The sequence below is a fragment of the Acetobacterium sp. MES1 genome (assembly GCF_002237635.1).
GTDB lineage: Bacteria > Bacillota > Clostridia > Eubacteriales > Eubacteriaceae > Acetobacterium > Acetobacterium wieringae.
Map to the genome: position 1 here is coordinate 1 of NZ_MJUY01000003.1, position 25,665 is coordinate 25,665.

The window sequence follows — 25,665 nt, forward strand, 5'->3', positions numbered from 1 at the left end:
TAGAGCCTGAACATCTCTATCTTACATGGAAAGGTGATTTTTGGGTATAACCCTTTTGCCCACCACCCGCATAGCAGGTGGTTTATTATTTCGCACGTTTTGCGTGCTCAACAGACTAAAGTCTAAATCAAAATTAGCCCCTGCAAATTATCTGAATTTGCAGGAGCTATGATTTCATAATACTCTATTTTTTTGGAACAAACATCAAATCATTATGTTCCGATCAGTAAGACTAACCATAAACCTTCTGTCATGATGCTATTTTGATTACCCCTAGTAGTTCCAGTTCATTGAACGCTTAATGGCTTCCTGCCATCCATCATATGCTTTGTTGCGTTTCTCAGCAACGATTTCCGGGGTAAAGCTTGCTTCAATCGTCAGGGCTGCATCAAAATCTGCTTCTTTCCATAACCCAACATAAAGTCCTGCCATTTCTGCCGCACCTAAACTGGTTGCCTCTACCGAGAATGGACGGTCTACCTGAACATCCATCATATCCGCCATCATTTGCGCCAATAGGTTGTTTTTTGAGGCTCCGCCGTCAATCCGTATCGCTTTCATCTTTATGCCCGCTTCATTAGCCACAACATCCATAATATCTTTTAGTCTAAAGGCGATCCCTTCCAGGGTGGCACGGATCAGATGGGCTTTCTTCGTTCCCCGGGTGATGCCAAATATCGTTCCCCGGGCAAAAGGATCATGATAAGGAGCGCTCAATCCTGCCAGGGCTGGAACAAAGTACACCCCATTGGTATCTTCTACGGATCGGGCCAGGGCTTCAGTATCACTGGACTCGGCAATCACTTCCAAGCCGTCTCTCAACCATTGAACGGCAGAACCAGTCACCGATTCATATCCTTCCAGGGCATACGTCATCACATTTCCAAGTTTCCAGGCAATAACAGTATTCAGTCCCTGATCAGAAATGACGCATTCGGTACCAACGTTGATATCCAAAAATGAGCCCGTACCATTGGTGATTTTTCCGGTGCCTGCCGTTCGGCATCCCTGGGCAAATAAGGCCGCATGTTGGTCAGCAATCACACCGGTAATCGGAATTTCTGCACCCAGAATATCTTTCTGCACGACTCCATAATCTCCGGAGTCCGTAATGATTTCTGGAAATATTTTTGTATCAATGCCAAGAAAAGCAAGGAATTCCTCATACCATTTCCCGGTTCTTAAATCAAGGCTGCCCATAACCGAGGCATTGGAATAACTGACGGCATGTTTTTTTCCACCGGTTAATTTCCAGATCAGCCAGGTATCGATGGTACCAAAGAGGGCTTCGCCAGTCGCAATTTTTTCTTTGATCAGAGGCACATTATTAATGTACCAATTCAGCATCATCGAAGAATAAACCGGTCCCAATGTCCAACCGGTGGTCTTTCTTGCTTTTTCGCCCCATTCGCCAGCATTTAATTCCTGACAGAAGGCGGCGGTTCGGGTATCCTGCCAAACGATGGCATTGTATAAGGGTTCACCGGTTAGCTTATCCCATACCAAACATGTTGCCCGCTGATTGGTAATCCCGATGCAGGCAATTTCTTCCGGTGAAATCATGGCCTCGCCAATCGCCTTTTGACACATAGCCACGCTTTTTTCGTAAATTTCCACGGCGTCATGCTCGACCTTGTCTTCACTGGGGGTGTACTGGGTGAATTCTTCATAACTCTGAGCTACAATTTGCAGTTTTTGATTGAAAATCAAAGCTCGCGTACCGGTGGTTCCTTCATCAATGACGAGTACATACTTTTCCATTTCTTACTCCTTTAAAATTTAATTTATGTAATTCCTAACATGATTTACTAAAATGTCTGCGTATATTCATTGGTCCTAATCACAAACAAACGTTTACATCTTCGTTTCGATAAGTCAATCCCTGACGTTGCCTTGAATGAAAAATAATGGTTTGTTTTGATTGCAAAATAGGGAATGCAAACAAATAAATTGGAGGGCATGGGCTAACTGAATTAACACTTTGATTTTTAGCATCCAATCTATTCCAAGGCAACTTCAGAGATTGACATGATTCATTTCGTTAAAACGTACGTCCGTCAGACTTTCTTTTTATTTGGACTAATGATCCCGGTACGAAATGCTTTACTGTACCTTCGGCAATTCCGGTCTTGTCCAAGTAGCGCATCGGTCGCAAAAATTGTTGCCATCATATCTTTGTTCGTTGGATCCATTACCGCTGAATCCATTCCCGCTTGAATTGCCAGTGCCATGAAGGTTCGATTAACCTGAGCCCGTCCTGGCAACCCAAATGAAATGTTACTTAATCCTGACGTAATATGTATGTCCGGGTACACAGCTCTGATCGCTCTGATTTCCGCCATGAAATTTATAAACGATTCGTTATCAGTCGCCAGTGCCAATAAACAGGGATCAAGATGAATCCGATCCGGTGCAATGCCGTATTTTGCTGCTTTTTCAACCATTATTTCGGTGATCTTTACCTTCGTTTCAACATCTTTGGGAATTCCATGATCATCGCAGGTTAAGCCGACTATTTCCCATGCGGTTCCTGCCAGCAACGGCAACAACACGTCACATTTATCTCCCTCCCCCGAAATTGAATTCAGCAATCCTGGTTGTTTCGCATATTTAAAAACAGCTTCAATAACCCGGGGGTTGGGGCTGTCAATGCACAGTGGTGTCTCAGTGGCCTCCTGAACAACATCCATGAGCCATTTCAGGGCTTCGATCTCCAGTTCCGGTGCGGTACTGGCACAAACATCAAGATAATCTGCACCCGCCTCTGCCTGCGTGATCGCCAGGTTTGCGATAAAAGCGGAATCTCTTTTTTCAATAGCGTCTTTGACCAACGGAATGGTTCCGTTAATTTTTTCTCCGATAATTATCATGTCTTCTCCTGTGTACTGGTTGTTGCATTTTTACTTTACAAAAGTGATTTATGCAACAACCACAATTGGTTTTCTTTATTCTGATTTAGCTAGTTGTTATTTTAGGCACAGTTCAACAGCCAGAGCAGCTGCACCACCAGCATCCTTCGCAAAGGCATCACATCCCATTCGATCACAGAAATCCTGTGTGATGGGTGCGCCACCAATCATAATTTTGACATTGTCGCGAATGCCCGCATCGACAAACGCTTTAACAACCTTTGGAGTTTCCGGCATGGTAGTGGTGAGCAAGATCGAACAGGCGACAATGTCAGCGTGATGCTCAATGGCCGCTTCAACAAATTTTTCGGCTGGCACATCAATGCCGATGTCAATTACTTTTAAGCCCCTACCTTCGAGCATCATCCCCACCAGGTTTTTCCCGATATCATGCATATCTCCCTGAACACTGCCCAGAATAACAGTTCCCAGCGACTTCGAGTCCTGATCGGTTAATAAAGGTTTTAATACTTTCGATCCTTCCATCATCGCATGACATGAACACAATACTTCCGGGATATAAAGTTCATCACGACTGAATTCTTCGCCAACAATCGCCATCCCCGCCATCATCGCATCAAGAACTTCCTGAGCATCACAACCGGCATCAATGGCTTCCTGAACTAAACCCGGCATGGCCCGTTCGTCGCCGTCATAAAGCGTCTCTGCTATTTTTTTTAAAATCTCCACTTTTTTCACCTGTCCTTTTTTATACGTTTTATTCTAAATTGATGGGGTAATTTCCGAATTCATGAACACATTTTACCATGTGCACCAGATTTTCTGCACTGACATCACCCTGTACATTGTGTGCCGGGGATAATAAAAATCCACCGCCAGGTGCTAAAGCTCTAATCGCATCACGAACCTCGCTGGTAATCTCTTCTTTTGTACCAAAAGGCAAAATCTTTTGAATATCAATATTGCCATGAAAAACAATGTCGTTCCCAAATTCCTTTTTCAATTCATAACGATTCATATTAGCTGCTGCTGGTTGAACCGGGTCAAGCACATCCACACCGCAATCAATCAAATCTGCGATAAATGGTTTGATAGCTCCACAGGAATGCAGCATAATCTTGGCTTGCGGATTGTATTGATGCAAGGTCTTTTTGGCATGTTCAAAATGTTCTTTTAAATGGGGTTTTACAACTTTTTTAAATGTTTTTGGCGACATCAGTGGACGATCCTGCATCCCCAGATCTTCTCCGCTGAGTCTTAAAATGTCAACGTATTCACCGACCTCAGCCATAATAACTTCATTGGTGCGTTTTTGAATCTGACAGATTTTATCCATTAGAGCATGGGCGAATTCCTGATTATTGACGATATCCCGATACCAAAGCTCGTGGCCCCGCATATAGGTTGCAAGTTCAAAGACCGCTCCGGCAAATTTTGCCAGAATTGCGAGATCCGTCGTTTCCCGAACCTCGTTCATTTCTTCCTTTAGTCCGGCGTAACGTTTTGGATCTTCAGGATCCGGCCAGATATAGTTCTCCAAGTCTTCAATAGATGTTGCATGTGCCAATGGTGGATTAACCAGTTCAAAGTAGAAATGTCCGCCATCAATGGCAGTTTTTTTCCAGTAACAACCCCATTCATCAGTAAAACTGCCGTCTTCAAAACTCTTGGTATGAACCGAAACACCGGATCGCGGGGAAATGTAATACATATCAATCCCGAGTTTTTTGATCATCTCAATTGGCATCTGAACTTCAGTCCATCGACCCATCCTGGGGTTCTCTGGCAAATATTCCATATCCAATAACTTTTTCATATCGCGGTACACATCAATCGTCAGTACCATATCAACTGGCACCCGGTCTGGTTCCTGGTGATTGGCTGCTGCCATCACTCTTTCTCTTGAATTCATTATTTCCTCTCTTTCTACACATAATTAATTCGCAGTTTTCTTAGATATTTTCGAGGCTTCGATTTTTTTATTTCGTAAAATATTTTACTTTACCGCTTATTTCAACTACAATATAACACGACATCATCTTCTTATCAATATTATATGATAGTTTTGTGTTAACATTATAGTAACTTTATGTTAATATGTTTGATTTAATCGAACAAATATGCTTTTTTTAATTAATTTAATGCTTATTTTTTACGAATTTATAGCATCTTATTTGATTGTCGTTTTCCAAAAATCTTTTCATTGTCAAATAAAAAAACGCATCGTCATTTTCGATGCGTCCCAAAGCATTAATACAATACCATAATTGAAACTATTATCTTTATATTATTTCGATGTTATTGCTCTTACAATATTCCCGATAAATTTCCGGAGTTTTATCATCAAGAATAAAACCGTCAAAAACATTTAAATCAACCATTTTTGTCAGTGCAACCTTATCAAACTTCGAATAGTCTGCCAGAAGATAACATTTACTGCTGATTTCATAAATAGTTTGATTGATTTCTACCTCTTCAAACGCCCCATGGGTAATCCCCTTGTCAATCGATACTGCCATGACGCCCATAAAGGCCTTATCAATATTAAATGTTTTTAGGAACTCATTCGCCTCTTTCCCATAAAAGGCACCAGAAAAACTACGTAGCTTTCCTCCCGGCATATAGACTGTTATTCCAGAAATGGCCGAGGCTTTTAAGGCCACATTCAGTGAAAGCGTTATTAAATTGACATCCTGAATATCTTCGATATAGTCAAGAATCAGCTCCACTGTGCTTCCGGCATTAAGTGCAATGGTGTCGCCATTATCAATGATTTTTGCCGCTTTTTGAGCAATTAACCGCTTCTCTTCAATATTCTGGGTCCGTTTTTTATAAATATCCATTTCTGATGTCGTCTGATAGTTTATTTTTTCTTTTCTGAAAGCACCACCATAAGATAATGTAATCCCATATTCCTCCGCCAGATATTTTAAATCCCGACGGATTGTCGCCTCACCCACACCATATTTTTCCGAAAGACTGGCAACTTTAACCGAACCTTTGCTCATAATTGTATTTAAAATTTCTTTTCTACGATCAATATGCAACATCTCAGTTTCTCCTCATATGTGTTCTTTTTTATATTTATCAAGCTCATGGTTATTCTGATCATCGAGAACACATCTCTCAAAATTTATCTGAAATCAAATTCGAAAATTGATCTCTATTTTAAATAGTACCTACAAATCCTCATTATTGCAAGACCAACATAAAGAAATCAACCTTTTCATTTGCTTTCATTTTGATCGATCACGTCCTTGGCAGTTTGCTCAGCAATCACCAGATGTTTGATGTAGCCAGTTCGCAAGCAGCTGATGACCGCACTGGTGTTGGACTCCGACGGAACAATGCCAATAACATGTTTGATCCGAGCCAAAAGCCGTAAAGGAATCTGGATGGCGTAATCATCATCCCCTTCGATCCGCTCGCCCTGCAAATTAAAAAAGTAAGACAGCAGACTCCCGACCGCTTTCTCTTGCGTCAGTTTCTTGCCAAACCGCAGCGCTGTTCCATGATCCGGTACCAGGGGAAAACTGCCCAGGGTAATAATAGCGGTATCGGTTTTTCGCCACCGCTCAAGAATATCCAGATAATTATTGGTATTCATAAACAATTCCTGATCTTGTTCGGTGGTGGGAAAGGCTGGGCTGATCAGGTATTCCGCCTGAAACCCGGTCTTACGAGACAAGTCGGTGGCCAATTCATTGGGGTGATAACCGCGATGCGGAACTGTTGCTGTTCCTATCAGCGGACAGACGATACCCTGGGCAGTTTCGCCAGTCTTTGCCTGGGGCAAAGCCTCGATCACTCTATTGATGTTATAACCCCATCCCAAACCCAACACTCTGGCATTAGCAAGATACTCCATCAAGACCCTTGCTGCCGTTTGGTGAAAATCTTCGCCAGACTCCATTACATGACAGGTTTTCAGATTGAATCGTTGACACAGTGACTGACTCAAGCCCATTTGGGAGTGATCATAGGACATGATATCAATCTTCACGACCCCTGCTTTTCTGGCCTTCGTTAATAGATTGCTCACTGACGGGCGGGAAATATTCATGATCCGGGCGATTTCTGCCTGAGTTTTATTCTCTTCATAATATAACTTTGAAATTTGGATCAGTCGCAATAACTCTTTCTCTTTCATCTCGTTGCTTCACTTTCTTTACAAATGTCAGTTTTTATATTGTTTAATATATAACAATAGTTATCATATGTCAATATATTTCGATTTTTTGTTACTTATTAAATATTTATCTATTTTAATGCTAACATATGCTATTTTTGATTGACTTGCCTCCTGACACTTGTTATACTGATGGCGAAGATGTAAACGATTGTGGAGGTGAGCCAATGCCACTTGAACCATTAAAAATCAAAACGATGCTCCTTACTGCCGCCCGGGAAATCACCGATCATGTTGATATCCTCACTGATCTGGACTGTGCTCTGGGCGATGGGGATCATGGCACGACCATGAAAAAGCTGACACATGTGATGTTTGACCAGATTGAGCCCTGGAATGAAACCACAAACCTAAAAGATGGCCTAAAATCCCTCACAGATGCCCTGGAAGATGTCAGCGGTGGTTCCGCTGGGCCATTGTTTTCAGCTTTTGTCTATGGCATGGCAGAAGCTGCTGATTCTGATGCGCCAACTACCGATGATTTTATCAAGCAGATTCTACTTGGTGCCTATGACGAGTTCTTCGCAACTTCGAAGGCAGTCGTTGGGGATAAAACGATGATGGACGCCATCGACCCGGCTACTGAGGTGATCCGCAATTCCACTACCGATATGAAAACAACACTGGAAGAAGCTGCCCGGGCAGCCCGAAGCGGTTCTGATAACACCGCCGGAATGCTGGCTAAATATGGACGCGCCCGCTATATCGGCGACCGTTGTTTAGGTCATAAAGATCCCGGCTCAGTCACCTTCGCCTATTTCTATGAGGGACTGGCCAAAGGATATTCAACATAAAATTTATTAACTGAAGGGAGAAAAAATGTACGAAATCATGCACGTCGGGGTTCCCGTTAAGGAACCGGTTTTAGAGGAGTTTTATGCCGAGGGTTTAAAGGTTCACATCTCCGGACCGGATAACAATCCTTTCAAGTTTGAGTATCTGCGATTTGAAGAGGGTACTCCGTTTCATCCGGATGTGGTTAATTTTACCCACATCGCCTATAAGGTACCGAACATCGATGCCTTTATCAAGGATCACCAGGCGATTGTTCTAAACGAACGGATGACGGTTGATGACCATCTGGATATTGCTTTTGTCAAAGTTAACGGTACCGTTCTTGAACTGATGGAAATGAAATAGCCATTCTTACTCATCAAATTATAATAATCTAAAGGGGAAAAACCATGACGATGAAAAAATTTATTAACAGTCCGGATAACATTACAGCAGAATTATTAGAGGGCCTGGCCCTGGCAAACCCCAGCATTCTTGAGGTGACTGACCACAATCTGATCATCAACAAAGGACTGGCCACTGCCGATCGGGTTACCATTGTCACCATCGGTGGCGCCGGTCATGAACCAGCTCTGGAAGGCTTTGTCGGCGAAGGGATGATCGATATCTCGGTTGTTGGCGATATTTTTGCGGCCCCCGGTTATAAAGCCGTGGTGGAAGCCTTAAAACTGGCTGACAAGGGCAAAGGCGTGCTGTTGGTGGTCTTAAACCATGCCGGTGATATGCTAGCCGGTGACCGAACCATGAAAGAGGTCGAAAAACTGGGACTAAATGTTATTAAAGTGGTCACCCAGGAAGATATTGCCAATGCCCCCCGCTCTGACGCCGCCAACCGTCGTGGCCTGGTCGGCTGTGTGCCGCTTTATAAAATCTGTGGCGCTGCTGCCGCCCAGGGAAAATCACTAGCCGAGGTAGCCGCCATTGCCCAGGATTTTGCCGACAATATGGCGACCATTGCAGTGGCCTGCAAAACGGCTACCCATCCACAAAATGGCGCATCCTTTGCGGATCTCGGCGAGGATGAAATGGAAGTTGGGATGGGTCAGCATGGTGAAGGCGGCGGCGGTCGCCAAAAAATGGCCAGCGCTGATGAAACTGCGGTGATCATGGCCGATGCCCTCCTTAACGATCTCGATCTGAAAGCGGGAGAAGAGGTGATGGTGATCGTTAACGGTACCGGCGCCACCACCATCATGGAAATGCTACTGGTCTTCCGACGGGTTCACAAATACCTCAGCGAAAAAGGTATCAAGATTGTGGCCAGCTGGGTTGAAGAGGTTTTAACGGTTCAGGAACAGGCCGGTTTCCAGCTTTTCTTTGCCCGGATGGATCCGGAAAAACTTGCCTTTTGGGAAGCTCCGGCTAAAACGCCTTATTTGAGTCGATAACTATGGCAGATCAGGATTCAATCAAAAAGGCCAAAGATTTTGGTTTTGACCACCCCATGGAAAAACGGAGTTTCCACGTTAAAGGGATGGACGATGTCGACTGGGGGATGAAAACCCGGCTATCAAAAATTTTTGATCCTGTCAGCAGTCATACCGTCATGCTGGCCTTCGATCATGGCTATATCATGGGCCCCACTCAGGGATTGGAGCGAATGGACCTGGCTATCCCCCCTCTCCAGGACTATGCGGACGTGCTGATGGCCACCCGGGGAGCCCTGCGCACCTGTATCCGACCGAATCACAACAAGGCCATTGCCCTGCGCTGTTCCGCAGGTAGTTCAGTGCTCAAAGAAGATATGAGCAAAGAAATCATCGGTGTCAATATCGAAGATGCGATTCGGATGAACGCCACCTGCATGGCGATACAGGCCTTTATCGGATCGGAACATGAATGCCAGAGCATTGAAAACATCATCAGAACTGTCGATGCCGGCAACCGTTATGGCATCCCGACCCTGGGCGTCGTGGCGGTGGGCAAAGAGATGGAACGCACCACCAAATACTTTTCCCTGGCCACCCGGATGCTGGCAGAATTCGGGGTTCAGATTGTCAAAGTCTACTACTGCGATAATTTTGAAGAAGTGACTGCTGCCTGTCCGGTTCCGATTGTTATCGCCGGCGGCAAAAAGGTTCCCGAGCAGGAAGCTCTGGAAATAACCTACCAAGCCCTTCAAAAAGGCGCTGCTGGGGTGGATATGGGCCGAAACGTCTTCCAGGCCGACAACCCGGTGGCGATGATTCAGAGCATCCGCAAGGTTGTTCACGAAAAGTTCACTGGCACCGAAGCCTTTGAATTCTATCGTGATCTTTCTTCCCGTTGACAAAAATTTAAAAAAACCGGATTGGACGAGCTCTTCATCCAATCCGGTTTTTCTTTCATTAAATCAGGAATCCAGTTTAAGAACCGCCATAAAGGCTTCCTGCGGTACTTCCACATTACCCACCTGACGCATCCGCTTCTTACCTTCTTTTTGTTTTTCCAGCAGTTTTCGTTTCCGGCTGATATCGCCGCCATAGCACTTGGCCAGAACATCTTTACGCATCGCCCGAATCGTTTCCCGGGCCACCACCTTGGTACCAATGGCCGCCTGTACTGGAATTTCAAACATCTGTCGGGGGATTTCTTCTTTTAATTTTTTGGCAATTCCCCGTCCCCGGTTCGCCGCCTTGTCCCGATGGACAATAAAGGACAGGGCATCCACCAGTTCGCCATTTAACAGAATGTCAAGTTTAACCAGATCCGAGGGCCGATATTCCTTGATGTCATAGTCAAAAGAAGCATAGCCCCGGGTTCGGGATTTCAGGGCATCAAAGAAATCATAAATGATTTCATTCAGGGGCAGTTCATATTTCAGGATCACCCGGTTTTCTTCGACATAATCCATGGTCAGATAAACGCCCCGACGTTCCTGACACAATTCCATAATCGCCCCCAGATATTCAGAAGGCACCATGATGTCGGCATTGACAATCGGTTCTTCCATGGTTTTAATCTCAACCGGATTGGGCAGGTTGGTGGGATTATCCACCCATAACTCAGTACCGTCGGTTTTGATGACTTTGTAAATAACACTGGGGGCCGTCGTCACCAGATCCAGATTGAATTCCCGTTCCAGTCGTTCCTGGATAATTTCCATATGCAGCAATCCAAGGAATCCGCAACGAAAGCCAAACCCAAGAGCCATTGAGGTTTCGGCCTCATAAAGCAGTGAGGCATCGTTAAGCTGTAGCTTAGCCAGGGCCTCTTTTAAATCTTCATAACGGGAGCCGTCAGCCGGATAAATTCCACAGAAAACCATGGAAGTTACTTTTTTGTAACCCGGCAAGGGTTCCTTGGCCCGATTATTAGTTTCGGTGATGGTATCCCCTACCCGGGTGTCCCGGACATTTTTAATCCCGGCGTTGACATAACCAACATCACCAGCACAAAGCTCATCCATGGGAAACAGACCTTTTCCAAAGACGCCAACCTCATTAACTTCAAAGCTTTTACCGACAGCCATCATATCAATTTTCATGCCTTTGCGGATTTTCCCCTGAACGACCCGAACCGAGGCAATAACCCCCAGATACTGGTCATAATAGGAGTCAAAAATCAGCGCTTGCAACGGTGCATCGACATCACCATCTGGTGGTGGCACTTTTTTAACGATTGCTTCCAGCACTTCCCGGATGTTAAGACCCGCTTTAGCTGAAATCAATGGAGCATCCTGGGCTTCGATGCCAATTACATGTTCAATCTCGTCCTTAACCCGCTGCGGGTCAGCACTGAGTAGATCGATCTTATTGATGACCGGGATAACCTCCAGATTATTCTCCATAGCCAGATAAACATTGGCAATGGTTTGAGCTTCGATTCCCTGAGAACCATCCACAATCAGCAAGGCCCCTTCACAGGCAGCCAGACTACGGGATACCTCGTAGGTAAAATCGACGTGACCCGGGGTATCAATCAGATTTAAAATATACTCTTCGCCATCATCAGCAGTATACAGCAGCCGAACCGCCTGCAGCTTGATAGTGATGCCCCGCTCCCGCTCAATATCCATATTATCCAGAAACTGTTCTTCCATGTCCCGTTTGCTCATCAGCCCGGTGTCTTCAATCAGCCGATCCGCCAGCGTTGACTTGCCATGATCAATATGGGCAATAATCGAAAAATTTCGGGTATGTTTTTGTTTGTTTGTCAATTTTTTGTCCTCACCTTTCAAATCTATATCAATGGTTAAATTATGTTTTAATTCCTGATTTTTATGCCTAGATCAATATTCTATCAAGAAATATTTTTTTTGTCACGTTTTTTCTTGATAAGTCGCTGTAAATGTGTTAGAATTGCTATGTTATAAATAAATGAGGGGGGTGAACCCATGGCTAACATTAAATCGGCTATGAAACGAGCTAAAACAAATGAAATCAGTCGTCTGCGAAATAAGATGGTGAAAACTAATCTTAAGACAACCGTGAAAAAATTTGAACTTGCAGTTACTGAAGGTAACGTCGAAGCAGCGCAGGAAGCTTTTCGTTTAGCAACAAAGAAATTTGATATGGCTGTTACAAAAGGTGTTTTACATAAAAACACAGCAGCGCGTAAAAAAAGTACTTTGGCTAGAATCTTAAACAAGATGACTGCTTAATTACCTCATTTATATATTCCCAAAACCCGTGTCTCTAGGGTCTATCCAAAGATGTACTTACTCAGGTACATCTTTTTTTATTGTTTAAAAACAACCAAACTTTTTGTCGGTGCAAAAAATTTGCTACAAAACTGGCGGTTATCGCAATCCTACCGCACCACCAATAACTAAGGGTTCATTAGTGGTGCATGTCTATCCTTTTTAATAATCCCGCGCATTGATCCAAAGCATTTGGGTTTTATCCAATCTTCATTAAAAATAATTCCAGGGCAAAATTTTGATCGATTTCCCCCAGTTTCATCTGAGCATCAAGGTCTGCTCCAAGTAGCATAATTTCCCATAAATTGTCGATTGGATAATTTTTTCCGTTTTTTAACAGCTTATTGACAATAAATGGGGCCAACTTCATTTCTGTCGCCACTGTTTTGGCCGGCAATCCCCGGGCACTGTATATTTTAACCATCAGCAGCATCCGAATTTGCCGAAGCAATAGACTAAAGACACCAAAAGGGGATTCCCCTTCCAGATAAAAGTGATTCAACATCAGCAAGGCTTGATCTTTTTGCCCGCTGACGGCATAGTCAATCAATTTGAAAATCCCCTCTTCAATCGACTGCGGTAAGATCAGCAGGATATCTTCTTTGGTGATTTCATTGCGATCCCCAGCATAGTCAATCAGACTGTTGAGTTCATTGTCGACCATCTCCATGGTTTTTTTCTCATTCATCAAATACATCGAACGCTGAATAAACAGCTCCAATTCACTGCGACTGATTTTTTTATTGGCATTTTTAACCCGCCGGGTAATCCAGGCCTTAAGGTCGTTGGCATCCAGTTTTTCAAACACAACCAGGGTACCTGTCTTGATCAAACTTTTGTACAGTTTTTTACGCTTGTCCGGTTGTTCCCAGTAGATAATTAAGAGCGTCGATGGACAGGGTTTCTCCAGGTAGGCAGCAATCCCATCCAAATCCTTTTTATCGGAAATCTTATCCAACTGGGCCTCTTCCCGGACAATCACCATCCGCTTACTGCTCATCATCGGCAGTGTTTCACAGGTAGCCAACAATTCCGAGACATCCAAATTTTTATCGCTATAGGTGGTCAAATTCAAGGGTTCCAAGCCCTTGGCCAATTCTGTACCGATCAGTGTTTTTTCCATCATATGGCCAATGTACTGTTCTGGACCGGTAAACAGATAGACTGAACTGATTTCTTTGTTTTTTAAGCTTTTATTAAGTTCTTTGTAATTCACATTGTTTCTCCAATAACTTAGGTTGAGTTTTGCTTTTTTTATAATTGTTTTATACTTTTTAATTTACATAGCTTTTAATGCGAATGAATTCACCATTGCTGGTAATTTCCACAGCGCCCTTTTGATCGGTTCGCAGTGCTGCGATAGCTTCTTCCTCCAAACGATTCATTACTTCATCACTGGGATGATTAAAGGAATTATTGGCACCCACTGAAATCACTGCAGTTTCCGGCTCCACCACCTGTAAAAAAGCCAGCGAAGATGAGGTTTTACTGCCATGGTGAGGAATTTTGATCACTTGAAAGTCCCGTTCATCGCTTTCGGCCTGCAATTCGGCAATCAACTGTTTTTCGACCTCGGTTTCTACATCTCCACACAATAATAGATTAAAATTTTGATAGGAAAGAGCCATCACCAGCGACGCGTTATTCTGCTCTTCATCCGCTACCGGACGGACCGGACCGTCTGGATTATACACCGTAATGGTTACACCGTCACGCCCTTTTACCACCGACCCCTTTTTTAACAAAGACACTGGAACCAGCTGCTGATTGAGGAGTTCGTCGTTATTGGTCTGAACACTCATAAAGAGATTCTCGACCGGATAACCGTCAAAGATCAGTTCTTCAACCCCCTGACTGTGATCGACATGGTTATGCGTTAAAAAGATGGCATCCAATCCCCTGATGTTTTTAGCATAAAGAACCGGGTAGAGTACCCGATCTGCGACCCGATTGCTTCGTTCAAAAAGATAGCCGCCCCCATCAACCAGATAATTCTGACCACCCGGAGTCTCAATTAAAATACTGTCGCCCTGACCCACATCCAAAACAGTAACGACCAGATTTCTGGGAAACAGCGGTGTTGCTGCCACAATCAGCACCAACACCAGTGCAAAACTGATTACCGTATTTCGAACATAGGGTTGCCGGAGATAAAAATAACCGGAAAACAGAAAGACCAGCAACAACGCCAGTGCCATTTCAGCCAGGGATAATCCGCCCCGACTGATTCTCACAAAATTTACGGCATTTCCCAGATCATTAATTCCTTTGAGCACCACTACGATGGATTCCCCTAAAAATTCGATCGGCACTGATATGATGGGGGCTAACCCGGGAACAATCGCAACGATTGCCAAAAAAACCATCCCCACCAACAAAAAGACGCCAATCAGCGGCACCACCAGCAAATTGGATAGGAAACTCATCAGCGTAAAGCTCTTAAAGTGGTATAAGAGAATCGGCAGGGTTCCCACTGTGGCGCAAAAAGTCAGCACCAGACCTTGAATCACCGGTCCCGCTTTGATTTTTTGGTTAACCCGTTTTTTATTTCGGTGTTTTTCATAAGCATACAACAACGGGAGATAAAAAAGAATGATCCCCAACATTGCACCCATGGAAAGTTGAAACCCGGCCTGAAAAAGCTGGGCAGGCCAGATAAAAAGAATTATTATTCCCGCCAAACACAGCTGATTCAGGGCATCCCGCTCTCGGTGCAGTCTCTGGCCGCCAGTGAGACAAAGAAGCATGATGGCAGCTCGGATCACCGGTGCCGCAAAACCGGTGAGGGCAACATAAAATAACAAAGCAGGAACTAAAAATAAAATCCAGTACTGCTTTTTAATCTTCAAAATGAACAGCAGAGAAGAAAGCATCAAGAACACATAGCCCACATGGAGTCCGGAAACCGATAAAACATGGGTCACTCCAGCGTCCTGAAAGCTCTGGCCAAGTTCCTCATTGATATTTTTCTCACCAAAAACAACGCCCTTGAGCAAATCTGCCACATCGTTTGAAAAATTGAGCTCCGCCTGGTGTTCCAGGTGGTGTTTAATACCCAAGATTCGATCATACAGACGCACTTGATGACCAATTTGGCGGATATTTTCCGGTTTAACCGTCAGCAATCCCTCAATTGACAGGGCTTTAAGATAGAGTCCATAATCAAATCCGCCTGGGTTTCTTTGACCTGATGGTTGAGATAATTTTCCCTTCATTAACACCAGATCTCCAGGTGCCAGATCGAATTGCGGCTCTTCGTTGGTCGTTAATGAAACATGCTCCTCTGCGGTATCTTCATCACTTTGATAGTAGACGGTTGCTCTGATCCCAGCAGTCTTGTCAAAACGATTGTTTTCATCGTCAGCATCTACTATTTCACGAGCTGTCAGATTGATCGTTAACCGATTTTCGGTGCGAATCGGGTAATCATTAACGACTCCGATCAGGGACACCTCCCGTTCATAAAAGCTGCCTAGAATATCCGTCTCCGGGAAGGCTCCGGAGCCTAAAACTACCCCAAAACCGAACAAGCCAAGAACAAATGCCACCTGGCTTATTTTGGTATCTTTAAGCAAAAACGGCATTATTGCCAGCAAAACAGCTGCGCCAAGCAACAACCACACTGGCCAGTGGTCAAAAACCCCAATAATGCCCAGGCTCAGGGTAAAAAAGCCCCATAATAACGGTCGTTTCATTGATTCTGGCTGAGTCGTCTATTCGTGCTCAGTACCGTTAATTTCATTGTCAATACCCCTTATCCCATGATATTATCTCAATTATACACTGATTACCGCTTTTTTAGTACGGGAAACCTGTTTTTTTTAAGATATTTTGTTATAATGTGACAATAGATTTAAGAAGACCAAATGAAAGAGGGGACCGCAAATGATTGATTTAACAACCAATGGTTTTTATGCATCTGATGAGGTCAAACTGACCTATTACGAAACCCCCTGCCCCGCAAAACCAAAGGGTATTGTTCAGATTGTTCATGGTATGGCTGAACATGCCCAACGCTATCATGAGTTAATGAATTTTTTATTTCACAATCACTACCTGGCAGTGACCCACGATCAAAGGGGCCATGGCCAAACCGGCAAAGACGCTGGTAACCTGGGCTTTTTTTCCAGTGGCAACGGTTGGGAGCGGGTTGTTTCCGATGTCAAAGAAATTTCTGGAGCGCTTAAAGAAGCCTATCCAGAACTGCCGCTGTTTATCACTGGTCATAGTATGGGGTCGGTGGTTACCCGCACAACCATCATTGATTATTCAGAATTATATGAAGGGGCAATCATCATCGGCACAACTGTCGGTATCAACAACTTAATGCGCAAAACCGCCAGCATCATTGCCCGCCGGGAGATCCGCAAAAATGGTGAAACCACCCCCTCCAAACTATTATCCAAGCTATCCTTTGGTAGCTATAATAAAAAGTTTAAACCCAACCGAACTGAATATGATTGGATCTCCCTGAGCAAATCCAACGTCGATGCCTATTTAAGCGATGATCTCTGTGGTTTTACCTGTAGTGCCGGGTTTTACCGGGATTTGTTTTATGGTCTTGATTACACCACCAAAACGTCGAATCTCAAAAAAATCCCCAGCGAATTTCCCTTGCTTTTTTTAGCTGGCCGGGATGACCCCGTTGGTGGCATGGGCAAAGAAGTAACGCAGCTAACCCAGCAGCTAAAAAAAATCGGTGTCGCAAACGTCGAGTCGATTCTCTATCCGCTGATGCGACATGAAATTCTAAACGAAGATAAACGAGAATTAGTCTATAGAGACATCCTGCGATTTTTAAATACGCATTCATTATCTAAATAAATAAGGAGAACCACCGATGACCCCAAAAATATATGTCTTCGGACACCGCAATCCGGACACCGATTCCATCTGCTCAGCCATTGCCTATGCTCATTTAAAGCAAACCCTGGGACATACTCTGGTCTTTCCCGCCCGGCTGGGCCCCGTTAATAAGGAGACCCAGTTTGTTCTCGATACTTTTGGCGTCAGCTTACCCGAACTGATCAAAGATGTCAAACCCCAGGTTTCAGACCTGGTGCTGACTGATTTTTCGATGGCCTATGAAAAAGACTCCGTTTCAAAAACCATGGGCCAGATTATTGATCATCCTGGCCGCTCCTTACCTGTAATCAGCGATGAAGAGCAGCTCATTGGGATGGTTTCCCTGTCCGATATTATTCCCGCCTACACCGATGCTTTTTCAAAATCGCTGCTGCGGGACAGCGAAACCCCACTGGATAACATCATTGATTTACTTGAAGCTCAGGTTTATGGCTCAATCAAATCCGAACTAGTGCGGGGCGATGTTTATACCATTACCGAAATCGAGGATGGTCAAACCTTAAGCAGTCGAGACATTTTAGTTACCGTTTCACAGGATATCTATCTCAACCGGGCCTTTGCCACTGGTGCCGGAATTATTATTGTTTCCAATGCATCTCCAGATATCGTTTTTGATATTCCCAAAAATTACCAGGGGGCCGTATTGATTGTCGCCTTTGGTCCCTTCGAAGTCATCCGGTTACTCTGTCAGGGAATTCCGATCAAAAAATATTACCAGAAACACCATCTGGAATATTTCATGACTTACGAAACCATCGATGATGTCAAAAAAAACATGCTAACCTCAGATCATGAGCGTTTCCCCGTGGTGGATGTCGACGGGAGGGTTCTTTCAACCATTTCCCGTAGCAACCTGATTGACTTTAGCCGGAAAAAAGTGATTCTGGTCGACCACAACGAACGCAACCAGTCGATCGTTGGCGTTGAAGAAGCTGAAATCATTGAAGTGATTGACCATCATCGGGTCGCTGAAATCCAAACTGCTACACCACTGTATCTGCGAATTGAACCAGTTGGCTGCACCGCCACCATTGTCGCCAAAATGTACCATGAGCATCAGGTTGCCATCCCCAAAGATATGGCCGGACTGATGCTCAGCGCAATCATCTCGGATACGCTGCTTTTTAATTCTCCCACCTGCACTGAAGAAGACCGGGTTATTGCCCTGGAATTAGGGAAAATTTTGAATCTCGATGTTAAGAGTTACGGCGAAAAAATGTTAGTGGCTGGCAGTAATTTAAAAGAAATGCACCCCTTTGAAATTATCTCCACCGATCGGAAGCTATTCACCATGGGAGCCTATAAAATTGGGGTTTCACAAATCAATACTGGAGATTTCCGGGGTATCTTTGACAAACTGGATGGGGTTCTGCAGGAAATGAATAAATTGTGTGCAGAAGAAAGCCTGGATCTGGCTATTTTAATGGTTACCGACATTATATTAGGGGGCTCCGAACTAATCATCGCCGGTGAAGCTAAAAATCTCGCCCAGCTGGCTTTTGGCTTTCAACCCGGTGAATTCAGCAAATACATGAATGGTGTTTTTTCCCGAAAAAAACAGATTGTGCCGCCGCTGATGAACGCCTCCTCTTTTTAAAACGAATCCAGATTTTGGTGAAAATGATGCAAAAAAATGAATCCAAAAAATATATCGGACTTCGACTGGTGATTATCTTTCTGGTCTCAGGTTTGCTATCGCTTTTATTGACTGGCTGCGTTGAAAAAGAACTGATCAATGATCCCGCAACTGGTTCAATTTTTTCGGCAGATATTTCTGGCGCCCTGATCGATGGTCAGTATTCCGCAAGCACAAAATATTATGACACTCGGGGCTATGGCCAACAATTGAACCTTTTAATAAAAAACGGCCTAATTACACGGGTAACCTTAAACGAAATCGACAAAAACAAGTCTGATCGCCTGTCTGTCGAGGGTTCTGACAAAACCTGGCCCAATCTGGCTGTGGCAAATTTAAGTGCTCTCTATCTCCGCCTTTATAGCGAATTGCTGATGTCGCAAAATCCTGATGAAACTGACGCTATATCCGGTGCGACACAAACATCCGAAAAATTTATCAGTTTGTCCAAGGCAATTCTGGATCTGGCCAGCAAAGGTGATCATGAACCAATAAAAATTGACACCCTCGATACTTATTCAATCACCAGCAACCCCGACCATGATGGCTATCAGGGATTTCTTCAGGCAACCTTTAACGGATCAACGCTGGTCTCTCTGAGTTACGATGAAATTATAACCGAAGACGGAAAATCAAAACGCAAATCAACTGATCCTCCTGCCAATACGGACTTTAATGCATTATTTGACACAATAACGAAGACTGCTCTTAGCAGTCAGTCTCTGGAAAGTCCATTTCCAGCCAATGAAGCATCTCCAGAAAAAGTCAAATACGGAGAATGTCTACGACTCTTAAGAGAAGCAAGAGCGCCTTTTTGATGCTTTATCCCTTTAAGATTTATTCCTTTAATTCAACCGTAAATCTTGACAAATGTTAAAGACGTGATATAATTACGCTATAGGCAGTGCATTTATGCCAACAATTCTAAACTGAAAGAAGGTGAAAAAATGGAAAACAATACTTTTGGCAGCCGATTAAAAGCGTTGCGGATTTCAAAACGATTAACACAGGAGAATTTTGCCAATCTTTTCTATCTAAATAAAAGCTCTATCTCCAAGTATGAAAAAGATAAAAACTTACCTGAAAACCAATTACTGATAAAAATTGCAGATTTCTTTGAAGTTTCTGTGGACTATTTATTATGTAGAACCGATCAGCCAAAGCTTTTACCAAGCAACCCGAAACCGATGACATGTGAAGAATTTTTGAAATCTTACGTTTTTTCCAACGAAGAAGTGGATTCTTTTTCTTCGTACTTCTCTTTCCCGGAAAGCTATAAGCAAGAGGTTCTGGATTTTATTAATTTTAAGAGCTCCAGTGGGAAGTAAATCAAAAACTACGAAAATCATGTTTAAATAACTTGTTATAAAACAAAAGAAACACAAAGAAAGTGTTTCTTTTTTAATTCACCGATATATCCGCAGTTGTGTTTTCTTTTTTGAGCAAAATATAAAGAGCCTGATTAAAGAAAATCAAACTCTTCCCATACTCTACAACTAATCTTTTACTCACCCAGCAGATAAGTTAACGTGAATAAACTATCTGTAATGTTAACATTCTCAACCACTACATCACTGGGAACATCCAAATCCAATGGGCTAAAATTGAGGATACCTTTCACACCCAGTTCTGTAATCTGGGTTGCAACTTTCTGACCGACTTCCCGGGGCACACACAAAATGGCGATGTCAATTTCATTCGCTTTGACAAATTCATCAAGTTCATCCATATGTTTTACTACTACACTGCCAACGACTGTACCTACAGTCAATGGATCAACATCGAAGACGCCTTTTAAAATCACACCTTCCCGCTTAAATCGTTCGTAGTTTGCGATGGCATGACCCATATTCCCGCCACCAATGATAATACAATTATATTCACTATCAAGACCCAAAATTTCCTTGATAGCCTCCTTTAATTCTCCCACATTATAGCCGTACCCCTGTTGTCCATACCCCCCGAAAGAATTCAAATCCTGTCTAATTTGAGAAGCTGTCAGGCCCATCAGACTTGCTAATTCCCGGGATGATATTTTTTCGATATCATTGAGTTGTAAATCACTTAAATATTGATAATATTTCGGTAACCGTTTTACGACGGTCATTGATACTTTTTTTGAGAAGCGATGCATGATTACTTCTCCTTTCTTTCGGATAGTCAACTAATTATATCAATATGAACCAATTACGTCAAATTATTCATTTTAATTTGCCGTTTTTTTTGATAGAATAGTAAAAGTGAACTCAAATAACTGAACAAAAACGAAAACAGGTGAAATAATGTTAATCAATATCGAAAATTTGCATTTTAGTTATGGCATTCATGAAATTTTTAATAATCTTAATCTATCCATTAATGAAAAAAAACAAATCGGTCTGGTCGGCCGCAATGGTACCGGAAAATCGACGCTGCTTAAGCTGATTACTGGCGAACTGATCCCTGATACCGGACGAATCAGCAAAAAAAACGGACTAACCATCAGCTATTTATCTCAGGAGTCCACAATTGCCGAGAACACAACCCTACTCGAAATGCTCACTGATGTATTTAAACCGCTGATTGACATGGAAAAGCGAATCAAACAAATTGGCGCTGCCATTGCCGACAGCACCGGGGCAGAGCAGGAAAAACTGATACTAGAGTTTGGGGAATTGCAAGAAAGTTTTGCCGAACAACACGGTTATGAATACCCCAGCCGAATTCGGGGTGTCATCAATGGCCTCGGTTTTAAGCCCGAAGATCAAACTAAAGCCTTCTCGATGCTTAGCGGCGGTGAAAAAACCCGTGCTACGTTGGGCCAGATCCTACTTCAGGAACCGGAACTGCTCTTATTGGATGAGCCCACCAACTACCTCGATATCGATGCCCTGCAGTGGTTGGAACAATATCTGAAGAATTACCCCGGTACTTTTGTCATCGTGTCCCATGACCGCTATTTTATCGATAAAGTCTGTACTTCAATTATCGAAGTATCCCAGAAAAACATCAAAGAATATCAAGGCAATTATACCCAGTATGCACTAAAAAAGCGACAGGATATGATGGAACAAAATCATCAGTATCAACAACAACTTAAAGAAATCAAACACCAGCAGGAAGTCATCGACCGGTTCCGGGCTTATAACTCCATCAAAAGCTCAAAACGGGCTTCAAGCCGGGAAAAAGCCCTCAGTAAGATTGAGTTGCTCGACAAGGTCGAAACTGCTCATAACAGCCATTTCAGCTTTGTCCCCCGGGTTAAAAGCGGCAATGACGTTTTGGCGGTGACAGGGATTAAAAAATCCTTTGGCGATCGTCTGCTTTTTCAGAATATGAATTTTGAAATTCATCGCGGTGATAAAATCGGCATCATTGGACCCAATGGTGCCGGAAAAACAACCCTTTTTCGCATTTTGCAGAAAAAGTTGGCCGCCGATGCCGGCGAAATCCGACTGGGTCAGAAGGTCCATATCGGTTATTTCGATCAGGAACATCAGGCTCTGAAGCAATTCTACAATGAAAATCTGCTGGAAGCCCTGTGGGATGTCGATTCGAAACTGACTGAAGGCGAATTGCGCAATATCCTGGCGGCCTTTTTATTTGTCGGCGATGAGGTCTTTAAACCGATTGGCACCCTATCTGGCGGTGAAAAGGCCCGGTTGCTGTTGGCCCGCTTGATGATTTCTCAGTCCAACTTCTTATTGATGGATGAGCCGACCAATCACATTGACATGGACACCAAAGAAATCCTTGAAAATGCCTTGAGCCAATATGAGGGCACCTTACTGTTTATCTCCCATGACCGGTATTTTTTAAATCGAATTTCAACCCAGATCTACCAGTTCTCAGCTGATGGGATGGAAATCCATCTGGGCAACTATGATGACTACTTAAAACAAAAGGCGGATGCTTCCGCCCGGGCAGCTGTTCTGGCCGAAGAGAATAAAACAATTGTAACCAAAACACAGCAGCGAACGGATCGCAAAAAGCAAAAAGAAGAAGAAGCCCGTATTCGGCTCTTGAAGAAGCAGGTTAAGGAAATTGAAGAAACCATACTAGTGACTGAACAGAAAATCGAATCCATTGAAACTGCCATGTGTGCTCCGGATTTCTATGATAACCTGGCTTTGGCAGCTGAGATCAATCTGTCCTATGAAGCACTCAAACAGCAATTATCTGAGTTAACGGATTCCTGGGAAGTCGCCTTACTGGCTCTGGAAACCGAGTAACAATCGTTTAATAAAGCAATAATATATTATTGGAGGAAGAAATGGAACTGACTAAAAATGAAAAAAAGGTATTAAATACCCTGTTTAAAGAAGTGAAAGGAACCACCCGCAACACCATGCTGGTTGCCCTTTATGCTGCCAAACCGATCGATGATGAATCTCCCGATGCCCAAGCCCTGATCACTTTAATCAATGGTCTCATTATCAAACTGGCAGAGCTGGAACAACCGGAGATGGAAGTCCTATTCGCCGGGATCCCCTACAATGTCGACTAAATGCTTCTAAAACCGCAATTAAAAAGGCAGCCTCGCGAGAGACTGCCTTTTTGGTTGCTTATATTAATTATTTTAGTTTATCTACTGATGCAGCCGGAGGCTTACATCATTGGCATTCCGCCCATGCCACCTGGCATTCCGCCCATACCGGCATCTTCGCTTGGAAGATCAGCAACCGCTACTTCAGTGGTTAAGAACATTGCCGAAACACTGGCGGCATTTTGAATCGCTGAACGGGTAACCTTGGTCGGGTCAATAATGCCCGCTTTGAACATATCAACAAATTCGCCTTTAGAAGCATCATAGCCAACGCCAACAGCTTTACCAGCCATTTGTGAAACAATAACCGATCCTTCAAGACCGGCATTTTCAGCAATTTGTCGCATTGGTTCTTCAATCGCCCGACGGATGATACCAGCACCAGTTTTTTCGTCGCCTTCAAGAGTTTCGATTAAGGCATCAACCTTTGGAATCGCATTAATATAAGCGGTACCACCACCGGACACAACGCCTTCTTCAACCGCTGCCCGAGTCGCATTTAAAGCATCTTCGATACGGTATTTGATTTCTTTCAGTTCAGTTTCGGTAGCTGCACCAACTTGGATAACTGCTACACCGCCGGATAATTTAGCCAAACGTTCCTGAAGTTTTTCTTTATCATATTCGGAAGAAGTTTCTGGAATCTGCGCTTTGATCTGACGGATTCGTTCTTCAACAGCCTCTTTATTTCCGCTACCTTCAACAATAATGGTATCTTCTTTGTCAACTTTTACCTGACGGGCACGGCCTAATTGTTCAATGGTTGTGGTTTTTAATTCTAAGCCTAATTCGTCCGAGATCACTTCTCCGCCAGTTAATGCGGCAATATCAGCCAGCATCGCTTTACGACGATCGCCAAAGCCAGGAGCTTTTACTGCGACACAGTTAAAGGTTCCCCGTAATTTATTAACAACCAATGTTGCCAATGCTTCGCCTTCAACATCTTCAGCAATAATTAACAGCTTACTGCCAGTTTGAACAATTTGTTCCAAAACTGGTAAAATTTCCTGAATATTGGAGATTTTTTTGTCAGTGATTAAGATATAGGGATTATCCAGGATGGCAACCATTTTTTCGGTGTCAGTTACCATATACGCTGATAAGTAGCCCCGGTCAAATTGCATCCCTTCAGTAAACTCTAACTCGGTACCCATACCTTTGCCTTCTTCAACGGTGATAACTCCGTCATCACCGACTTTATCCATCGCTTCGGAAATCAGTTTTCCAATTTCGGCATCGGCTGCCGAAATGGATGCAACCTGAGCGATTGCTTCTTTGCTTTCAATTTTTTTACTGTTTGCTTTTAATTCTTCGACAACAGTCGCAACTGCTTTTTCAATCCCTTTTTTAAGAACCATTGGGTTTGCACCGGCAACAACGTTACGGTTACCTTCACGAACAATTGCCTGAGCCAATAAAGTAGCTGTGGTTGTTCCGTCCCCTGCGACGTCATTTGTTTTAGTAGCAACTTCTTTAACCAGCTGCGCACCCATGTTTTCAAAGGCATCTTCCAGCTCAATTTCTTTGGCAATGGTTACCCCATCATTGGTGATGGTTGGTGAACCGTATGATTTAGCTAAAATAACATTTCTTCCTTTTGGTCCTAATGTCACCTTAACAGTATTTGCTAATTTATCTACACCAGTGATCAGAGATGCTCTGGCGTCTTCACGAAATTTAATCTCTTTAGCCATATTATTTTCCTCCTGTTTTTCTAAATTTTATTATTCTACAATTGCTAAAATATCAGCCTGACGGATGATTAAAAACTCTTCATCGCCAATTTTTACTTCATTGCCGGAATATTTGGAATAGATAACTTCATCATCTACCTTAACATCCAATGGCACCTTTTTACCATCGATAATTTCGCCAGTTCCGACAGCCACTACTTTACCCTGCTGTGGTTTTTCCTGGGCTGATCCTGGTAAAACAATTCCACCAACAGTTTTTACTTCTTCAGCTTTAACTTTAATTACTACTTTGTCACCTAAAGGTCTTAAACTCATTTTTTCCTCCATTTGATTATATTGGGTACGCTGTACCTTTTATTTCATTTATTAGCACTCATTCATCTTGAGTGCTAATAGTATTTTAAATGATTTGCAGATTGATTGCAAGTATTTTTTCCCTTTTCGTTCATCTTAATTTTTTTTAAGATTG

At 43.3% G+C, this 25,665-nt stretch carries 23 protein-coding genes; 11 read left to right on the forward strand and 12 right to left on the reverse strand.

Features of this window, described 5'->3' with window-relative positions:
- Positions 1–273 precede the first annotated feature (273 nt).
- The 6 genes from BI182_RS00560 to BI182_RS00585 form a co-directional block, all read right to left on the reverse strand.
- Complete coding sequence (locus BI182_RS00560) at positions 274–1,761, reverse strand: FGGY family carbohydrate kinase (protein WP_250935697.1); 1,488 nt, start codon at positions 1,759–1,761, stop codon at positions 274–276.
- A 296-nt stretch (positions 1,762–2,057) separates the two neighbouring features.
- Complete coding sequence (locus BI182_RS00565; protein ID WP_286804795.1) at positions 2,058–2,870, reverse strand: methyltetrahydrofolate cobalamin methyltransferase; 813 nt, start codon at positions 2,868–2,870, stop codon at positions 2,058–2,060.
- Between the two features lie 96 nt (positions 2,871–2,966).
- Positions 2,967–3,599, reverse strand: a complete 633-nt coding sequence (locus BI182_RS00570; RefSeq protein WP_286804797.1) for a cobalamin B12-binding domain-containing protein — start codon at positions 3,597–3,599, stop codon at positions 2,967–2,969.
- A 28-nt stretch (positions 3,600–3,627) separates the two neighbouring features.
- Complete coding sequence (locus tag BI182_RS00575) at positions 3,628–4,782, reverse strand: uroporphyrinogen decarboxylase family protein (RefSeq protein WP_286804798.1); 1,155 nt, start codon at positions 4,780–4,782, stop codon at positions 3,628–3,630.
- Between the two features lie 370 nt (positions 4,783–5,152).
- On the reverse strand, positions 5,153–5,920 hold the full coding sequence (locus BI182_RS00580) for a DeoR/GlpR family DNA-binding transcription regulator (RefSeq protein ID WP_286804799.1): 768 nt from the start codon (positions 5,918–5,920) through the stop codon (positions 5,153–5,155).
- A 176-nt stretch (positions 5,921–6,096) separates the two neighbouring features.
- Positions 6,097–7,020 (reverse strand): sugar-binding transcriptional regulator, encoded by a 924-nt coding sequence (locus tag BI182_RS00585; protein ID WP_286804801.1) that lies wholly within the window; start codon positions 7,018–7,020, stop codon positions 6,097–6,099.
- Positions 7,021–7,226: 206 nt separating this feature from the next.
- Here BI182_RS00585 and BI182_RS00590 point away from each other — a divergent pair, with 206 nt between their 5' ends.
- From BI182_RS00590 to lsrF, 4 genes are read left to right on the forward strand one after another with little or no spacing between them, the layout of a single operon-like run.
- Positions 7,227–7,853 carry a dihydroxyacetone kinase subunit L gene (locus BI182_RS00590; RefSeq protein ID WP_286804803.1) on the forward strand — a complete coding sequence of 209 codons (627 nt, stop codon included), beginning with the start codon at positions 7,227–7,229 and terminating at the stop codon, positions 7,851–7,853.
- A 25-nt stretch (positions 7,854–7,878) separates the two neighbouring features.
- Positions 7,879–8,199 (forward strand): VOC family protein, encoded by a 321-nt coding sequence (locus BI182_RS00595; RefSeq protein ID WP_286804805.1) that lies wholly within the window; start codon positions 7,879–7,881, stop codon positions 8,197–8,199.
- 44 nt (positions 8,200–8,243) lie between these two features.
- Positions 8,244–9,242: a dihydroxyacetone kinase subunit DhaK gene (locus BI182_RS00600; RefSeq protein WP_286804807.1), complete on the forward strand. Its 999-nt coding sequence runs from the start codon at positions 8,244–8,246 to the stop codon at positions 9,240–9,242.
- 2 nt (positions 9,243–9,244) lie between these two features.
- A complete protein-coding gene (lsrF, locus tag BI182_RS00605) occupies positions 9,245–10,123 on the forward strand; it encodes a 3-hydroxy-5-phosphonooxypentane-2,4-dione thiolase (protein ID WP_286804809.1) in 879 nt (292 codons plus the stop codon).
- A gap of 63 nt (positions 10,124–10,186) precedes the next feature.
- On the opposite strand, the gene lepA is transcribed toward lsrF, so the two are convergent.
- Complete coding sequence (gene lepA / locus BI182_RS00610; protein WP_070372183.1) at positions 10,187–11,992, reverse strand: translation elongation factor 4; 1,806 nt, start codon at positions 11,990–11,992, stop codon at positions 10,187–10,189.
- A gap of 177 nt (positions 11,993–12,169) precedes the next feature.
- On the opposite strand from lepA, the gene rpsT reads away from it, so the two are divergent.
- On the forward strand, positions 12,170–12,436 hold the full coding sequence (gene rpsT / locus BI182_RS00615; protein WP_070372062.1) for a 30S ribosomal protein S20: 267 nt from the start codon (positions 12,170–12,172) through the stop codon (positions 12,434–12,436).
- Positions 12,437–12,674: 238 nt separating this feature from the next.
- Here rpsT and holA read toward each other — a convergent pair whose 3' ends face one another.
- Complete coding sequence (gene holA / locus BI182_RS00620; RefSeq protein ID WP_286804814.1) at positions 12,675–13,691, reverse strand: DNA polymerase III subunit delta; 1,017 nt, start codon at positions 13,689–13,691, stop codon at positions 12,675–12,677.
- A gap of 58 nt (positions 13,692–13,749) precedes the next feature.
- Positions 13,750–16,170 (reverse strand): DNA internalization-related competence protein ComEC/Rec2, encoded by a 2,421-nt coding sequence (locus BI182_RS00625; protein WP_286804815.1) that lies wholly within the window; start codon positions 16,168–16,170, stop codon positions 13,750–13,752.
- A 190-nt stretch (positions 16,171–16,360) separates the two neighbouring features.
- On the opposite strand from BI182_RS00625, the gene BI182_RS00630 reads away from it, so the two are divergent.
- The 4 genes from BI182_RS00630 to BI182_RS00645 all read left to right on the forward strand — a co-directional run bounded on the left by BI182_RS00630 (position 16,361) and on the right by BI182_RS00645 (position 20,305).
- Entirely contained in the window at positions 16,361–17,299 is a 939-nt protein-coding gene (locus tag BI182_RS00630) for an alpha/beta fold hydrolase (RefSeq protein ID WP_286804816.1), read from the forward strand.
- Between the two features lie 16 nt (positions 17,300–17,315).
- On the forward strand, positions 17,316–18,938 hold the full coding sequence (locus BI182_RS00635; protein ID WP_070372066.1) for a putative manganese-dependent inorganic diphosphatase: 1,623 nt from the start codon (positions 17,316–17,318) through the stop codon (positions 18,936–18,938).
- 26 nt (positions 18,939–18,964) lie between these two features.
- Entirely contained in the window at positions 18,965–19,795 is an 831-nt protein-coding gene (locus BI182_RS00640; protein WP_286804819.1) for an FMN-binding protein, read from the forward strand.
- 129 nt (positions 19,796–19,924) lie between these two features.
- On the forward strand, positions 19,925–20,305 hold the full coding sequence (locus tag BI182_RS00645; protein WP_026394608.1) for a helix-turn-helix domain-containing protein: 381 nt from the start codon (positions 19,925–19,927) through the stop codon (positions 20,303–20,305).
- A gap of 176 nt (positions 20,306–20,481) precedes the next feature.
- On the opposite strand, the gene BI182_RS00650 is transcribed toward BI182_RS00645, so the two are convergent.
- On the reverse strand, positions 20,482–21,111 hold the full coding sequence (locus tag BI182_RS00650) for a redox-sensing transcriptional repressor Rex (RefSeq protein ID WP_070372068.1): 630 nt from the start codon (positions 21,109–21,111) through the stop codon (positions 20,482–20,484).
- A 148-nt stretch (positions 21,112–21,259) separates the two neighbouring features.
- On the opposite strand from BI182_RS00650, the gene BI182_RS00655 reads away from it, so the two are divergent.
- Both BI182_RS00655 and BI182_RS00660 read left to right on the forward strand, forming a co-directional pair.
- On the forward strand, positions 21,260–23,188 hold the full coding sequence (locus tag BI182_RS00655) for an ABC-F family ATP-binding cassette domain-containing protein (RefSeq protein ID WP_286804823.1): 1,929 nt from the start codon (positions 21,260–21,262) through the stop codon (positions 23,186–23,188).
- A gap of 41 nt (positions 23,189–23,229) precedes the next feature.
- Positions 23,230–23,463 (forward strand): hypothetical protein, encoded by a 234-nt coding sequence (locus BI182_RS00660; RefSeq protein WP_070372070.1) that lies wholly within the window; start codon positions 23,230–23,232, stop codon positions 23,461–23,463.
- Positions 23,464–23,564: 101 nt separating this feature from the next.
- Here BI182_RS00660 and groL read toward each other — a convergent pair whose 3' ends face one another.
- Positions 23,565–25,196, reverse strand: coding sequence for a chaperonin GroEL (groL, locus tag BI182_RS00665; RefSeq protein WP_070372071.1), 1,632 nt, complete (start codon positions 25,194–25,196; stop codon positions 23,565–23,567).
- A 30-nt stretch (positions 25,197–25,226) separates the two neighbouring features.
- Positions 25,227–25,511, reverse strand: coding sequence for a co-chaperone GroES (gene groES / locus BI182_RS00670; protein WP_070372072.1), 285 nt, complete (start codon positions 25,509–25,511; stop codon positions 25,227–25,229).
- Between the last annotated feature and the right edge of the window lie 154 nt (positions 25,512–25,665).